Below are 14,868 nucleotides of genomic sequence, written 5' to 3' on the forward strand. Positions count from 1 at the left end.
GCATGCCCTATCCCGGCGCAATATCGCCATTACGGCGCCAAGGCCCACGCCGGATTGTAATCGCGCCCCAACAGCAAGACGATATCGGCCCCCAGCGGTTGGGGCGGTGCATCAGCCGGCGGGGTGGCAAAGACCTGTGTCGCCGGCAACCCCAAATGAGCGGCCAAGCGGGCGAGCGCCGCTGGTTTGCCGGCATAATCGATAATGATCGTCGTCTCGCGGCGTTCGGCGTTGGCGGGCGGCAAGGTGCGGAAGCCAGCATTATCCAGCGCCCGGCTGACCCGCGCTGCTAACCCGTTCACCGGCGTCCCGTTCAGCACCTGCACCGTCGCTGCTTCGCGATCGAGCTGCGGCCCGGCTCGCACCCGCTCGACCAGCGCCGCCACATCGCGCCGGTTCCAGTAGATGTCTGAGCCGATTTCGGCCACCACTGCCACCTCACGCGGGTTGATGCTGAAGGTCGCAATCCGATCAGGATCGAGCGATTGGGCCAGCGCAATCAACTCGCGCAACGCCGCTGGATCGTCAATCGGCAACGTCGTCTTGATGCTGCGCCGGGCTTCGGCCAGTAATGCTGACAGAGCACTGGCCTGATCGAGCATTCCGCGCGAGCGTACTGTCGCTAGAGCCGCGCGCACAATCGCCTGCTGGCGGCGGGCGCGGTCAAAATCGCTCGATCCATGGCGCGAGCGGGCGTAGCGCAACGCGGTCGCGCCGTCGAGTACTTGCAAGCCGGCGGGAATGAAGATGCGTTCGTACCCGTAGTCAGCAGTCGGGAAACTGCTATCGAGCAAGGGGGAGGGCACCTCGATGATCACGCCGCCGATCGCATCGATCATCCGCTCGAAGCCGGCAAAATCGATTTGGGCGACATAATCGACTGGTAGATTGAGCAAGGTAGCCACCGTCTCGGCGGTGAGCGCCGCCCCCGCCGCTGCCGGGTCAACTCCGCGCCCGTACAGATCGACAGCATGGCGGTAGCCATAACCATACGCTGCATTGATCTTCTGCTCGCCAAGCCCGCGGATCACGGACACCGTATCACGCGGGATTGAGAGCAGGCTGACCCAGCGTTCATTTGGATTGACATAAGCCAAGATCAGAGTGTCGCTGCGCACCCCTTCAGCGCCATCGTCGCGCTGGTCAACGCCGAGCAGCAAGACGGTGAATGGCTGGCGAAAGACAGTATTCGCCGGCGCTGACCCGCCGCTCGCCGGACGCGGATCGCTCAGGCGCATACTGGCGGCGAAGGTGTTCCACAGCCACCCTACACCCCACACCGTTACCAGTACTGCCAGCGCCAAGCCGCCAAACGTCAAAAAGCGCCGCCAGCGCTGCTGCCGTTGCGCACGCAGCGCGGCCACCCGCTCGCGCGCGCTCACCCGTGGCTGTCGCCGCTCATGATCCTGCCAATCCATCTCCGCCGCACCCTAGTTATTCTTCAATCTCCGGCTCATCGGGCGGTTCGTAATGGCCGGTAGCGATGATCGGCGCACTGACCATTAGCCGTCGGAGACCCGGCGCATCGCTGCGCGGCAAGATTGCCAGCACCACGATGCTCATATCATCGCTCGGTTGGCCATCATCAAGCTCGAGCGCCCGTTGCATCACACTATCAACTAGGGTCTGCGGATCACGCCCCTCACGTGCCGGCCATGCTGCAAGGTAATTCGGCAATCCCAAATCCTCGCCGCGCCGCTCACCTGCCCGCAACAGGCCATCGGTAAACACGACGACATACGTGTAGGCCGCCACCGGCAATTCGCTGATCTGGGGCCGGATGAGCGGTTGCAAACCGATCGGCGCTGAAGGCGCGTTAAAGCTGCGCAAGCCCTGCGGTGTAATAGCGAAAAATGGCGCTGGATTATTGCGCGTCACCAAGATTTTGTGCGCGGCAAAATCGACCGAGAGGATATTGAGCGTCGCCGCCGCCTGCCCCATTCGATAGGTATACAGGTAATCGTGGACAGCGCGCGCAACGGCTCCATCTCGAGCGCCATCTTTGAGCAGCGCAATCGCCCGCGTAGCCACCAGATGCGACAGCGTTTTGGCGCTGCGCCCGCTGCCCTGCCCATCGGCGAGCACAAACGAAAACCCGCCCCCCGGACGCTCGATCATCTCCAGTGTGTCACCACTCTCAACTTCGCCGGCGCGGGGAACTTTCGCAATCGCGACCCGCATCTCTAACTCTGCCATTGCCCGCTTCCCCTCTTGATCGCCCAATGTCCGTTACAGCATACCACAAGTTGCCCCGTGCTATAATCAGACCGTTACCAGTTCTTGAGACAAGGAGGACGAAGATGTCCGCACCGCGGATATTTCACAATCTCATCGGCGGCGAGTTTGTGCCTGCTCAGAGTGGCCAAACCTTCGAGCGCCGTAACCCTGCCGATACCCGTGATGTGGTGGGGGTATTTGCCGACAGCGATGAGCGTGATGTTCATGCGGCAGTCGAAGCGGCGAAGGCCGCGTTTGCCACATGGAGCAAAGTGCCGGCGCCGAAGCGCGGCGAGATTCTGCTCCGCGCCGCCGAGCTGTTGCGAGCGCGCAAAGAGCAGTACAGCCGCGACTTGACCCGCGAGATGGGCAAGCCGTTGTTCGAGGCTGGCGGCGATATTGTCGAAGCGATCGGTATGGCCCAGTACGCCGGCAGCGAGGGCCGTCGCATGCACGGCGTCACCACCCCATCCGAACTGCCCAACAAGTTTCAGATGAGCATTCGCCAGCCGATTGGCGTGGTCGGCCTGATCACGCCGTGGAACTTCCCTATGGCGATCGCGTCGTGGAAGATGCTCCCAGCCATTGTCTGCGGCAACACCGTCGTGATTAAGCCGGGGGAAGATGCTTCGGTCAGCACCTACAATTTAGTACAGTGCCTGATGGAAGCCGGCCTGCCTCCCGGCGTGGTCAACATTGTCACCGGCTATGGCCCCAAAGCCGGCCAACCGCTAGTCGAACACCCTGACGTGCCGGTAATTTCGTTTACCGGCAGCACTGAGACGGGCCGGCTGGTATACGAGCTTGGCGCGCGCCGGATCAAGCGAGTTAGCCTTGAGATGGGTGGCAAGAACCCGCTGATCGTCATGCCCGACGCCGATCTCGATCTGGCGCTCGATGGGGTGTTGTGGGCCGCGTTTGGCACCACCGGCCAGCGCTGCACCGCCACCAGCCGCCTGATCGTCCACCGGGCAGTGGCCAAAGAGCTAGTGGATCGGATCGTCGCTCGCGCCCAATCGTTGCGGATCGGCAACGGCCTTGACCCGGCGACCGAGATGGGGCCGCTGGTGAATGAGAAGCAGATGCAGCGTGTGCTCAACTACATCGAAATCGGCAAGCAAGAGGGGGCAACGCTGTTGTGCGGCGGCTACCGGCTGACCGGCGGCGACTACGACTACGGTCACTTCATTGCGCCGACCGTCTTCACCAATGTCACGCCGCAGATGCGCATTGCTCGCGAAGAGATCTTCGGGCCGGTGCTTAGTGTGATCGAGGTGGATAGCCTCGATGAAGCGGTGGCAGTGGCGAACGACGTGGCCTACGGTCTCAGCTCGGCGATCTACACCCGCGACATCAACGCCGCCTTCCGCGCCATGCAGGCGCTGCAGGCCGGCATTGTCTACATCAACGCACCCACCATTGGCGCCGAGATTCACCTGCCCTTCGGCGGCGTCAAAGCCACCGGCAACGGCCACCGTGAAGCCGGCCCGACCATGCTCGACGTCTTCTCTGAGTGGAAGAGCGTGTATATCGATTACAGCGGCGCGTTGCAGCGGGCGCAAATTGATAACGCGGATTAGTTTGCGGCAGGGATAACCCTATGGCGAGACGCTTGCATGGGCGTCTCGCCACGTAGTTTAGTAGAGATAGCATAACCTGATACAGGCGCTTATTTCTTTGTCACAGCAATCCACTAGCAATCAATAACGCTCCGCTCAATCTCTTCCGCCACCCATGGCAACCGGACACCGCGCACGCCGGTCAGCGTCAGCAAATCGACCCGCCGGCCTAAGGCCTAAGAGGTGCTCGAGGTATTCAGCTAATTCCACAAATCGAAATCCTAGCGGACGTTCAAACTCCACAATGATGTCAACATCGCTCGTTTCATCTGACTGATCACGAGCATAAGAGCCGAACAGGCCTATCTTTTTAACTCCATACTGAGCAGCTAGATAAGGATAATGTTGCCGCAGCAATGTCATCACTTCTTCGCGGTTTGGCATGGGCTGTTCCTTCCAGTATGGAATAGCGGCATCAATCATCGCCGCCTGTGCCACCCAATCGTGCGAGCGCAACACCCTGCTCCGGACAAGCGGGTTGTATGTTGAGCCGGCGGGTTTGCCTACCGCTTCAATCGCTGCTTGGCAAATGGCTGCGCAAAGATGGATAGCAACCTTAATAACAGCAGTTGGAACAATTGTATCATCTTGGCTACACTCCTGCCAGAACACGACCAGTACACCGATGTGACCACCGGCTGGTCTAAGCGTTCCAATGACGCCACCGCGAAGCCGGCCCGACTATGCTCGACGTTTTCTCAGAGTGGAAGAGCGTGTATATCGATTACAGCGGCGCATCGCAGCGAGCGCAGATTGATAATGCTGATTAAGCAGCAATCCGCTTTGTGATCCGACCAGCGGGATGAGCGATCGCGTGTCCCGCCATTCTTTGATGAATAAATTGTCATCTGATAATCGCTCTATGGTTTCGCTTGGAATCATCATGGTAACATGCAAATGGTATACTTTCTACATCGCGATTTTATACTTAAAATAAGGTTAAAATAAAAATCCAACCCATCGCAACCATATTTTTTTCGCAGCATGTTCATTTATACCCATACCAACACCCATGCCAGCATCACAAAAAATTACTATGACCGGCTGGGCTGATTATATGCCGCAAGAGCTGCTTGACGCTTTCAGCGCTGAAACGGGCGTTGCAGTGGAATATATCGGTTATGACACCACCGAAGCGGCAATTGCAGCGCTTGCACAGGGTGTCGTGTATGATTTGATGGTTGTCAGCTATCAATTTATTCCTGATCTAGTCAGCAACGGCGCGATTGTCCCCATTAACTACGCCAACATTCCCAACGCGCGCAACCTGAGCGCCAACTTCCGCGATTTGGCGTTCGATCCGGGCAATCGCTATTCAGTGGTCTACCAGTGGGGCGCCACTGGTCTGCTCATTCGCACTGATCTGCTCGACCGCCCAATCATGCGCTGGTCTGATTTGTGGGATCCAGCCCTTGATGGCAAGATTTTACTCTGGCCGATTCCGCGCGATACGGTGAGCGTACTTTTAAAATCGCTGGGTTTTTCCATTAACACCACCAATCCTGTCCATCTTGCCACCGCGCTCGAACGGGCGCCGGATTTTGCCCGCCGGCTGGGTTGGGTTGAGGAGGGAGTCGACTCGGCAGCGCAAGACCTTGTATCCGGCGAGTATGCGGTGGCGTTAGGTTGGGCGTATGACGCGCTCGACGCGCAGCGCCAAAGCGACCATATCGCCTACATTACTCCCGGTGAAGGCACGATTCTCTGGGTTGACAGTTTTGTGATTCCAGCCGTTAGCGCGCAGCAGGCGCTTGCCGAACAGTTTATTGATTTCTTTTTGCGACTGGATATCAGTGCGCTGGTGACGAATGAACTAGCGATAGCAACCGCGAATGAAGTATCGTGGCCCCTCGTTAAGCCAGAGTTTCGCAATAGCGAGGTCATTTTCCCTTCGCTTGCTACCTTGCAACGGGCTGAACTAGAATTACCCCTTGATCCGATAACACAGGCAATGTACGATAACATTTGATGTATTGCGCGCCGCTCAACCGTAATATAAATATATGCGTTACGCTCTGCACTTCATTCTGCTTTTTATCTTCGCTGCGTGCAGCCCTGCGCCAGTGGTCACGCCGCCTACTGCCACGCCGGCGCCAGACAAGCTGGTCATTGCCGGTTGGGCCGGCTATATGCCGCAAGCCCTGCTCGACGCCTTTAGCGCCGAGACCGGGATTGCGGTGGAATATGTCGGTTACGAAAGTCAATTTGACGTTATTGACCAATTGCGCGCCGGCACTGGCGACTACGATGTGGTTGTGATGAGGAGTACGTTGATGCCGACTTTGGTCGCAGACGGATTGCTGGCTCCGATTGATTACAGCCAAATCCCGAATTTTCGTTATGTCAGCGCCAATTTTTGCGATCTGACCTACGATCCGGGCAGCCGTTATTCGGTCGTTTACCAATGGGGAGTGAGCGGGTTGGTCGTGCGGCCCGATCTGCTCGACCGTCCGATTACGCGCTGGGCCGATCTGTGGGATCCGGCCTTGGCCGGCAAGATAGCGATGTGGCTCGAAGAAGACCAACTCTTTATGATTGCGCTGAAGGCCATGGGCCAGCCCCTCACAGTCACCGATCCAGCCGTGTTCGATCAGGCTGCCGAACGTTTGCGTACGCTGCTGCCGAATGTGGTGGCGCTTGACCCGTTAATGCCCACTGCCGCCGACTTGGTGGCTAACGGTATCGCCCCGGTGTTGTACGGTTGGTCGTACGATGCGCTGGCAGGCCAAGCGCTCAATCCAGCGGTAACATTCGTTCTTCCTGAAGAGGGGACAATGATGTGGATTGATACGTTCGTTGTGCCGGCGCAGAGCACGCGCAAAGCGGCTGCCTTCCAATTCATCAATGTTGTCTTGCAGCCGGAAATGTGCGCGTTGATTACGAATGAAGTCTACGTGGCGACGGCGAACGATCAAGCAATGCAGTTGATCGATCCAGCTTTGCAGCATCACCCGTGGATCTTTCCAAGCGGGGAGGATATGTTGAAAGCGGAATATATGCTGGAACCGCCGGCTGATCTGGCTGCATACCGGCATCAATTGTGGGAGCAACTACTGGCAGCGATGGTGAGGTGATTCGTGCGACGTCTGCGCATTTGGCTACGCTCTGTTCAGCAACATCTCAATACTAGCTTGCAGGTCAAGCTGACGCTCTTTTTGAGCCTGATGCTGACCTTGATCTTGCTGGTCGCGGCGTATGGCCTCTTCCTGTTCATCGAGTCGATCGAGCACGAGGGCTGGGCTGGCCGGCAGCGCGAGGCGGCCCAGAACGCGGTGCGCACGATCGATGACTTTTTGCTGCGCATCGAAGACACCTTAACACTGGTGGGCGCATTGTCGGTTGAACAAGTCGAACGCTCGCCTGATCTGTTGCCAGAGATTTTGAACCGGGCGCCGGCGTGGATCGAGATTGTGCGGGTTGATCGCAATGGCCGCGTCATAGCGGAAGTGACGCGCGATCGTTCCTTGCTGGGTGATTTAGTGACCATCCCGCTCGCTAATTGGTTTCAGCAGGCGCGGGCCGGCCAACGTTACCTCGGCCCGCTCTTTATCACTGCTGATAGCGAGCCGTATATCATTATGGCTATTCCGGCCAGCGACGGCGGTGTGGTAGCCGGACGGCTGCGCATGAATTTGCTGTGGGAAACGATGGCGACGATCTGGTTTGGCCGCACCGGCCACGCATATATCGTCAACGAGGATAGGGTCATCATTGCTCACCCTAATCCTCAAATTGTGCTCGACTACACCAGTATTAACCAGTATTAACAATCGGCCCGAATTTCGCACGCTCACCCCCGACGGACGCCAACGACATTATACCAACCTCGTTGGCGAAGAGACGCTCGGCGTTGTGCTCAATATCCCCGGCACTTCATGGCACGTATTCACTGAAGTGCCGAAAGCAGAAGCCACCGAGCTGTCAACTCGAGCCGGCATAATCTTCACGGGCAGTTTGATTATCTTCGGCATCCTTCTCTTGCTCGCGACAAATTATCTCCTGAATCGGTTCATCTTCTGCGTGCTCGACGAGTTGCGCCAAGGCGCCGAACGGATCGGCGGCGGCGATTTGCCCCATCCGCTGCCGGTGCGCTCAGAGCGGGAAGTGGCGGAGGTGGTGCGCGCTTTTAATGCGATGATGCACCAACTGCGCATGCGCAATGCTGAGATCGCCAAGCAGACTGAGAGTTTGAGAGCCGAGATTCAAGAGCGTCGCCGGGTGGAACAAGAGCTCATTAAAGCCCGCGATGCCGCCGAAGCCGCCTCGCGCGCCAAGAGCACCTTCCTCGCCACTATGAGCCACGAGCTGCGCACGCCACTGACGGCAATTATCGGCTATAGCCAACTGATGGAACAACTCGTCAACAAAGGCATCTACGAGACCGTGATTCACGACGTAGGACGCATCTGGGCCGCCGGCGCCCATCTGCTCACGCTCATCAACGATATTCTCGACATCTCGAAGATCGAGGCTGGCCAGATGACGATCAGCGCCGAGTATGCCAATGTGGCTGATTTGGTGCACGCCGCGGTAAATACGGTGCTGCCGCAGATGGATAAAAACCGCAACCGCTTCCAAGTCCATTGCCCGCCTGATATCGGATTGCTCAATAGCGATGCGACTAAGGTGCGGCAAGCGTTGATCAATCTGCTCAGCAATGCGGCCAAGTTTACCGAAGATGGCGAAGTAAAGTTGACCGTCACTCGCCACGAGCAAGATGGCAAGACGTGGTTCCGCTTTGAGGTGGCCGATACAGGGATTGGTATTCCCGCCGATAAACTCGATAAGCTGTTTAAAGCCTTCTCGCAAGTTGATGACTCGCCGACCCGCAAGTACGGCGGCACCGGCTTGGGCTTGGTGCTCAGCCAGCGTCTGTGCGAGCTGATTGGCGGGCGGATTACAGTGCAGAGCACCGTTGGCGTGGGTTCGGTCTTCACCATGGAGATACCGGCTGAGCTGGGTGATGTGTTGCCCGCGCCAACCCTGCGCTTAGCCGATCTGTCTTCAGCAGAGGATGCAAGCGAGCCGCTGCCGGTGGCGGCTGATAGTGCCGCGCCGGTCAGCAATGCCATCGTACTGGTGATCGATGACGATCCGGCGGTTGGCGATCTGATCCGGCGGATAGCGCCAAGCAATGAGGTCTACGTGGTGACAGCCGAGACCGGCGTGGAAGGGTTGCGCTTGGCAAACGATCTATTGCCCGATCTGATCGTGCTCGATCTGAAACTGCCTGACTTGAATGGGATCGAAGTATTAGCCCGGCTGCGTGACACGCCTGAAGTAGCTGCTATCCCGGTCGTGGTCTTGACGATTGACGATCAGGCGCGCCGCGGTTTGGCGTTGGAAGTGGCTGAATATCTGGTTAAGCCGATCGAGCCAGAGAAATTGCTCATGGTGGTCAAACGCTACTGCCGGCGCCAAGATGGAGGGACGCCGTCCCACATTTTGATCGTCGAGGATGATCAGGCGCTGGCCGAACTGGTGGCGCGCACGTTGCGCGTGGCTGGCTGGCCGGTTGAGGTGGCGTTTGATGGTGAAACCGGTCTGACGGCTGCGCTGACCCGTCCACCGGGTTTGATCCTGCTCGATTATATGCTGCCGAAGATGGATGGCTTGCAACTGCTGGAACATCTGCGGGCCGATCCCGTAGGGCAGAGCATCCCGGTGATTTTCATGACTGCTCGCGATCTGACCGCCAACGATCGCGAACGATTGGCCCAAACCGTTAGTGCGATCCAATGCAAGGCAGATTTGGATCTGGAACAGATCGTTGTCCGTATCCGGCAGATGATGCAACGCAATCCGGCATCGTCTGCTGCTAATACCACATCAAACTAAATGGATTGCATGGTTAAGGAGTATGTTATAGGGTGGGGCGCTACGGTTATGGCTAAGATTCTGATCGTAGAAGACGACGCCAATAATCGCGATCTGATCGCGCGTATTATAGAATTAATGGGACACGAACCGATACTGGCGGTAGATGGTGCGCAAGGAGTGGCGCTGGCGCGCAGCGCCAAACCGGATTTGATCGTTATGGATATGGGTTTGCCGGTGCTTAATGGCTGGCAAGCCACTCATCGCATCAAATCTCAACCGGGAACGAGCCACATTCCGGTGTTGGCCCTAACGGCCTATGCCTTGAATGAAGATTGGCTACGCTCGTTGGCTGCCGGTTGTGATGACTTCGAGACCAAACCGATCGATTTTGGCCGGTTCCGTGAAAAGGTGCAAGCCCTCCTGAATCGCACTGCTTAGATCGATGAGCAGGCTATGAACCACATCCAACGCTCCCAAGCGGATGTTGCCGAAACGCAACCCGGCCGGATACTGATCGTTGATGATCAGGAAGTGCTACGCTTCTTGCTGCGGCGCGAGCTTACCGCTCTTGGTCATGCGGTTGATGAGGTGCCTGATGGGCCAACGGCCCTGCACATGCTGCGGCAGCACGCCTTTGATATAGTCCTGCTCGATATTATGATGCCCGGTATGGATGGGATTCAGGTGTTGAACCATATTAAAAGCGACCCTGATCTCTACGATCTGCCGGTAATCGTCGTCTCGGCTGATATTGATCATGTCGTCACCTGCATCCGTAACGGGGCTGATGATTATGTCTTCAGACCGTACAACATTGTGCTGCTGAATGCGCGGATCAATGCCAGTCTGGAGCGCAAGCGGTTGTGCGACCGCGAGCGGCGCTATCGGCTCGAACTTGAGCGGATGGTTGCCGAACGCACTGCCGATCTCGAACGTTCTCAAGAAGCCTTGCGCCTTAGCGAAGAGCGGTATGCGCTGGCAGCGCGCGGCGCTAACGATGGCTTGTGAGATTGGAATATTGCCGCCGGTACCATCTATATTTTCGCCGCGTTGGCAAGAGATGCTCGGCTACGCCGAAAACGAGATTGGTGATACGCCGGGCGAGTGGTTCGACCGGATTCACCCGGAAGATCGCGAGTTGTTCGAGGTGCGGTTGATGGCTCACTTCCGCCGGCTTCTGTCCCATTTTCAGCACGAGTATCGCATCCTGCACCGTGATGGTTCATACCGCTGGATGCTCTGCCGGGGGTTAGCGGTGTGGGATCAACATGGCCAAGCAGTGCGGATTGCCGGTTCACAGACTGATATTACCGATCGCAAAAAAGCTGAGCAGCAACTTCAGCACGATGCGCTGCACGATAGCTTGACTGGCCTGCCCAATCGGGTGCTGTTTAGTGACCGGCTCGAACGCGCGATCGTGCGCCAGCGGCGCGAGCCGGATCGTCACTTTGCGGTGCTCTTTCTCGATCTCGACCGGTTTAAAGTCATTAACGACAGCCTTGGCCATAAGTTGGCGATCAGTTGTTGATCGCGGTGGCAGTGCGTCTGCAAGAATCGGTGCGGCCGAATGATACAGTGGCCCGGCTTGGCGGTGATGAGTTTACCGTTTTGAGCGAGCCGATCGATCACGAACAACAAGCTGAGCAGGTGGCTGAACGCATCCAGCGCGCCTTGTCAGCGCCGCTTTACTTGCAAGGCCATAAGATCGTCATTTCATCAAGCATCGGGATTGCCTACAGCAGCAGCTATGCCCAACCCGCTGATCTGATCCGTGATGCCGACACCGCGATGTATCACGCCAAATTACGCGGCAAAGCATGCTACGTGCGCTTTGATCCCTCGATGCATGTCGAAGCGCTGGCGAAATTGCAACTCGAACAAGACTTGCGGCTCGCGCTCGAACGCAACGAATTCCGCCTCTTTTACCAACCGATCGTGCTGTTGCGCACCGGCGCAATTGTCGGGTTTGAGGCGCTTATTCGCTGGCAACACCCGCAACGCGGCTTGCTGGCTCCCGGTGAGTTTTTGCCGCTGGCCGAAGAAACCGGCCTGATCGTGCCGATGACATGGTGGGTGCTGGAAGAGGCTTGCCGGCAGATGCAGCGCTGGCACGAGCAGACTCCTACCGAACCGCGCTTGTCGATTAGCGTGAATTTGAGCGGACGGATCGTTTCCCAGCCCGATCTCATCGAGCGGCTGCACCACATTCTCGATCAAACCGGTTTGCCGCCGCAGTATTTGAAGCTGGAAATCACCGAACATACCTTTATTAAGTTTGGCAGTTTCACTAATAATTTGCTCGAAGGCATTCGCAATTTAGGCGTTGAATTGTGTATTGATGATTTTGGCACCGGTTATTCGTCATTAAGTTATCTCCATACCTTCCCGGTGAATGTGCTCAAGATTGATCGCTCGTTTGTCAACCGGATCGACGCGAAATCGAGCCAAGGCGACATTGTGCAGACGATCATCCAATTGGCGCACAACCTGAATATGGAAGTGGTGGCTGAGGGGATCGAAACCCCGGAACAGTTCGAGCAATTAAAACAATTGGCGTGCAGTCATGGGCAAGGCTGGCTGTTCGCCCCGGCCTTGAGCGAAGCGGAAGCGCAGGCATTAATTGGGAAGATGCAAGAGACTACTCACGATTAACATTTATCACCATGGTTCAGCGGCATCACAGCGCTTTCAGGCGCATTCTTTGCCTTGCCTCGGCTGTCGCTCTAACGCTGCGATGAATGAGCGCTTGCCCACAACCGTATCATGGCGATCAGAGTAAATCCAACGAGACACGCAATCACAAACATCAAGCCATGATACAGAGCTAACAGGATGTGGTCCAAGAATCGATCATATTGTTTGAATTGAAATCGATACACTATTGACCATACAATTGGTGCGCCTACTGGCGAAGACGCGACAAAGAGACCCACTGCTAGCGATACTACTCCGATGACAACTGCTTGCACGGTTGAATGCACCCGGTTGATGCGGTATAAACCGGTAAATACCGCTTACGCCAAAATGCTCACGACGATCGCAGCAGCGACACGGGCAACCATCTCGTTCACTAATATCGGCGCTTCGCGCGTTGGTATGTCTTGGGCCACCGGTATATCATCGGCAGGCGGGGTTGCTAACGAGAGATAGATTGCCAGTATGGCAATGATGAGCGGCACTAGTAACAGTGCGATGGGATGAGGAAGATTTGCGTGTACCTTCATAGCAATGTCCAGCACAACTGCAAGGGCGCCAATCGTGGGTCAGGCGCAAGACTACTCTTGCGCCTGACCTGCCAATCAGACTTATACTCTCGTTTAGGGCATTTGGATCAATACCATTCAGCGGAAGGGTGCAACATTAAACCATTCACTAGACCATTCCCTCAACTTACCCCTGATACTGCCTTCAAATGTATCGCTTCCCAAGATTGAACCTGAATGGTCATTGTAGAGAAGATCATTGTTCGCTGATTTTACCACAATGATCGAATGAGTTGGAACCCAGCCCTTAGAACGATCATACACGTCAAACTGGATGATATCACCGGGGCGAGCGCGTGAGATTAATAATGATAGAGCTTCTTTATTAGCTGGATAGGCTTCCACTCGGCTCGCCCCATAATCTCGCCTGTACGCCCGAAAATCTCCCACTGTAGTCCAAGATGTAGACCATTTCCATAAGCGGAAACTCTGCCACCACCAACCACACTCTGTTCTAAGGCGGTAAATATACCACTCATGCGTTGTTGACTCGCTGCGGCAAGTACCGTCTCCCCGCATCGAAATACCACCAGCCAAGACTGCTTGGCTAACAAAATTAGTGCAGTCTCCACCACTGTTTGAGAAATCAAGATACGCCCAATTTCGATTCCACCCTCCATATCTGTTAGTATATTCATAAGCGTACCTGACAGCCGCACTACGATCATACCTCACACGAGACGTGGATTGTAGAGCGACTCCACCTGAAGCAACTGTTGCTTCAGGTGAAACGATTGGTGAAATTCCATTTGCAACAATCGGTATAAAAGTTGTCCATTGCGCATAGGGCGTTTCAAAGTCTGCCGCTAAACCTAATTGCTCAACGGCGTATGCTACTATAGCTACGTGATTCTCATCTGTCCAAATGTCCGGATAATTATCATTTAATATATCGCTTAAAAATTGGCGATATTGCTTATCCATCGGGTCGCTGCTCGCAAGTGCAGCGGTTGAACTGTTACGCGCTAAATATTCCCTTACTGCTTGTTCGCCAGCAGCTAGTAGGTCATTTCTATTTTTATCAGCATCAACACCTTGTGCAAAAACTCTGGAAAGGAAAAGAATCCAATAAAAAATAACAACAACACTAGGAAAATAATGGCAATTGTAGTTTTTTAATAGCTACAGATTTCCTGATTTTTGTGTTAATGAATGTGTATGCAATAAAATATTTTGGGTGTTTTGAAAATAGTAAAAAACACTATTTTCAAGTAGTGCTTTGATTGACCTTTTCTAGCACTAAAGTACTACCAGCGTAATACACAAAGAGTGTTGCCAAAAATCCGTCCCACTTACCAAACAGTGCCACTCGCGGCAATCTCGCCCGCCACACCATGCTATACTGCTCTCGTGACGAAAGGAGCATGTATGGCGCTCACGCAGTTGCCCCGGCGGCGCGCCGCAGTGTGGCTCGCTTGCCTTCTCTGCTGCATACTGGCGGGCTGCTTGATGCCGGTAGCGCAACCATCACCGACTGCCACCCCCACTTCCCTGCCGGCTACGCCGACTCCGCTGCCGATCACGGCGGCTGAACTCTGGCAGCGCGCGTTAGCCGCTCGTGAGATTGGCGACAATTCTACGGCGGCAAGCCTGCTTAGCCAATTGTTGCAACTCTTTCCCGCTGCTGCTGAAGCGCCAGTTGCCCGCCTGATGCTGGCCCGCTCGTATGGCGATCGCGGCAATTGGACATCGGCGGCGGAATTGGTGCGCCCATTGTTGGCGGATCGAGATGCCCCCACCTACGCTCCGGCGCTCTTTCTCACAGCCCGCGCCCACGAGGCAGCTGGCATGCATGCCGAAGCGGTAGCTGCTTACAACCGATACGAAGCGCTCGGGACACCGCTCGCGCCCTACGCGGCGCTGCGGGCGGCGGCCCAATTGCGGGTGTTGGGGCGCTTGGCGGAAGCGGAGGCAAGCTATCTGCGCGCTGCGACCGGCGAGATGGCGGC

At 56.1% G+C, this 14,868-nt stretch carries 13 protein-coding genes and 2 pseudogenes; 10 read left to right on the plus strand and 5 right to left on the minus strand.

Annotation, left to right across the window (positions count from 1 at the left end):
- Positions 1-29: 29 nt before the first annotated feature.
- Both U9R81_RS00160 and U9R81_RS00165 read right to left on the minus strand, forming a co-directional pair.
- Positions 30-1,418 (minus strand): LCP family protein, encoded by a 1,389-nt coding sequence (locus U9R81_RS00160; protein ID WP_322493528.1) that lies wholly within the window; start codon positions 1,416-1,418, stop codon positions 30-32.
- 16 nt (positions 1,419-1,434) lie between these two features.
- Positions 1,435-2,196 (minus strand): PP2C family protein-serine/threonine phosphatase, encoded by a 762-nt coding sequence (locus U9R81_RS00165; protein WP_322493529.1) that lies wholly within the window; start codon positions 2,194-2,196, stop codon positions 1,435-1,437.
- A gap of 104 nt (positions 2,197-2,300) precedes the next feature.
- Here U9R81_RS00165 and U9R81_RS00170 point away from each other — a divergent pair, with 104 nt between their 5' ends.
- Complete coding sequence (locus U9R81_RS00170; RefSeq protein WP_322493530.1) at positions 2,301-3,797, plus strand: aldehyde dehydrogenase family protein; 1,497 nt, start codon at positions 2,301-2,303, stop codon at positions 3,795-3,797.
- 135 nt (positions 3,798-3,932) lie between these two features.
- On the opposite strand, the gene U9R81_RS00175 is transcribed toward U9R81_RS00170, so the two are convergent.
- Complete coding sequence (locus U9R81_RS00175) at positions 3,933-4,448, minus strand: nucleotidyltransferase family protein (protein ID WP_322493531.1); 516 nt, start codon at positions 4,446-4,448, stop codon at positions 3,933-3,935.
- Positions 4,449-4,872: 424 nt separating this feature from the next.
- Here U9R81_RS00175 and U9R81_RS00180 point away from each other — a divergent pair, with 424 nt between their 5' ends.
- The 8 genes and pseudogenes from U9R81_RS00180 to U9R81_RS19980 all read left to right on the plus strand — a co-directional run bounded on the left by U9R81_RS00180 (position 4,873) and on the right by U9R81_RS19980 (position 12,308).
- On the plus strand, positions 4,873-5,805 hold the full coding sequence (locus U9R81_RS00180) for a spermidine/putrescine ABC transporter substrate-binding protein (RefSeq protein WP_322493532.1): 933 nt from the start codon (positions 4,873-4,875) through the stop codon (positions 5,803-5,805).
- 34 nt (positions 5,806-5,839) lie between these two features.
- Positions 5,840-6,910 (plus strand): spermidine/putrescine ABC transporter substrate-binding protein, encoded by a 1,071-nt coding sequence (locus U9R81_RS00185; RefSeq protein WP_322493533.1) that lies wholly within the window; start codon positions 5,840-5,842, stop codon positions 6,908-6,910.
- A 3-nt stretch (positions 6,911-6,913) separates the two neighbouring features.
- On the plus strand, positions 6,914-7,603 hold the full coding sequence (locus U9R81_RS00190; RefSeq protein WP_322493534.1) for a cache domain-containing protein: 690 nt from the start codon (positions 6,914-6,916) through the stop codon (positions 7,601-7,603).
- Positions 7,548-9,674 carry a hybrid sensor histidine kinase/response regulator gene (locus U9R81_RS00195; protein WP_322493535.1) on the plus strand — a complete coding sequence of 709 codons (2,127 nt, stop codon included), beginning with the start codon at positions 7,548-7,550 and terminating at the stop codon, positions 9,672-9,674. Before U9R81_RS00190 ends, U9R81_RS00195 begins: the two co-directional genes overlap by 56 nt.
- A 48-nt stretch (positions 9,675-9,722) precedes the next feature.
- Positions 9,723-10,094: a response regulator gene (locus U9R81_RS00200; RefSeq protein ID WP_322493536.1), complete on the plus strand. Its 372-nt coding sequence runs from the start codon at positions 9,723-9,725 to the stop codon at positions 10,092-10,094.
- A gap of 15 nt (positions 10,095-10,109) precedes the next feature.
- Positions 10,110-10,664: a response regulator gene (locus U9R81_RS00205; protein WP_322493537.1), complete on the plus strand. Its 555-nt coding sequence runs from the start codon at positions 10,110-10,112 to the stop codon at positions 10,662-10,664.
- A gap of 52 nt (positions 10,665-10,716) precedes the next feature.
- Positions 10,717-10,935 (plus strand): annotated as a pseudogene (locus tag U9R81_RS19975) (PAS domain-containing protein); the annotation flags it as partial.
- Positions 10,936-12,308: pseudogene (locus tag U9R81_RS19980) on the plus strand (putative bifunctional diguanylate cyclase/phosphodiesterase).
- A 362-nt stretch (positions 12,309-12,670) separates the two neighbouring features.
- Here the strand turns inward: U9R81_RS19980 and U9R81_RS00220 are convergent.
- Positions 12,671-12,880 carry a hypothetical protein gene (locus U9R81_RS00220; RefSeq protein WP_322493538.1) on the minus strand — a complete coding sequence of 70 codons (210 nt, stop codon included), beginning with the start codon at positions 12,878-12,880 and terminating at the stop codon, positions 12,671-12,673.
- Positions 12,881-12,997: 117 nt separating this feature from the next.
- A complete protein-coding gene (locus U9R81_RS00225; protein ID WP_322493539.1) occupies positions 12,998-13,843 on the minus strand; it encodes an amidase domain-containing protein in 846 nt (281 codons plus the stop codon).
- Positions 13,844-14,287: 444 nt separating this feature from the next.
- Between U9R81_RS00225 and U9R81_RS00230 the strand changes: the two genes are divergently transcribed.
- Positions 14,288-14,868: tetratricopeptide repeat protein (locus U9R81_RS00230; protein WP_322493540.1), on the plus strand; the 581-nt coding region annotated here is incomplete at its 3' end.

It is taken from the genome of Chloroflexus sp., assembly GCF_034435895.1.
GTDB lineage: Bacteria > Chloroflexota > Chloroflexia > Chloroflexales > Chloroflexaceae > Chloroflexus.

Coding starts and splice junctions, on each gene's coding strand:
- U9R81_RS00170 (WP_322493530.1), top strand. CDS start 2,301: ATGTCCGCACCGCGGATATTTCACAATCTCATCGGCGGCGAGTTTGTG.
- U9R81_RS00225 (WP_322493539.1), bottom strand. CDS start 13,843: ATGGATAAGCAATATCGCCAATTTTTAAGCGATATATTAAATGATAAT.
- U9R81_RS00200 (WP_322493536.1), top strand. CDS start 9,723: ATGGCTAAGATTCTGATCGTAGAAGACGACGCCAATAATCGCGATCTG.
- U9R81_RS00160 (WP_322493528.1), bottom strand. CDS start 1,418: ATGGATTGGCAGGATCATGAGCGGCGACAGCCACGGGTGAGCGCGCGC.
- U9R81_RS00165 (WP_322493529.1), bottom strand. CDS start 2,196: ATGGCAGAGTTAGAGATGCGGGTCGCGATTGCGAAAGTTCCCCGCGCC.
- U9R81_RS00185 (WP_322493533.1), top strand. CDS start 5,840: ATGCGTTACGCTCTGCACTTCATTCTGCTTTTTATCTTCGCTGCGTGC.
- U9R81_RS00205 (WP_322493537.1), top strand. CDS start 10,110: ATGAACCACATCCAACGCTCCCAAGCGGATGTTGCCGAAACGCAACCC.
- U9R81_RS00220 (WP_322493538.1), bottom strand. CDS start 12,880: ATGAAGGTACACGCAAATCTTCCTCATCCCATCGCACTGTTACTAGTG.
- U9R81_RS00180 (WP_322493532.1), top strand. CDS start 4,873: ATGACCGGCTGGGCTGATTATATGCCGCAAGAGCTGCTTGACGCTTTC.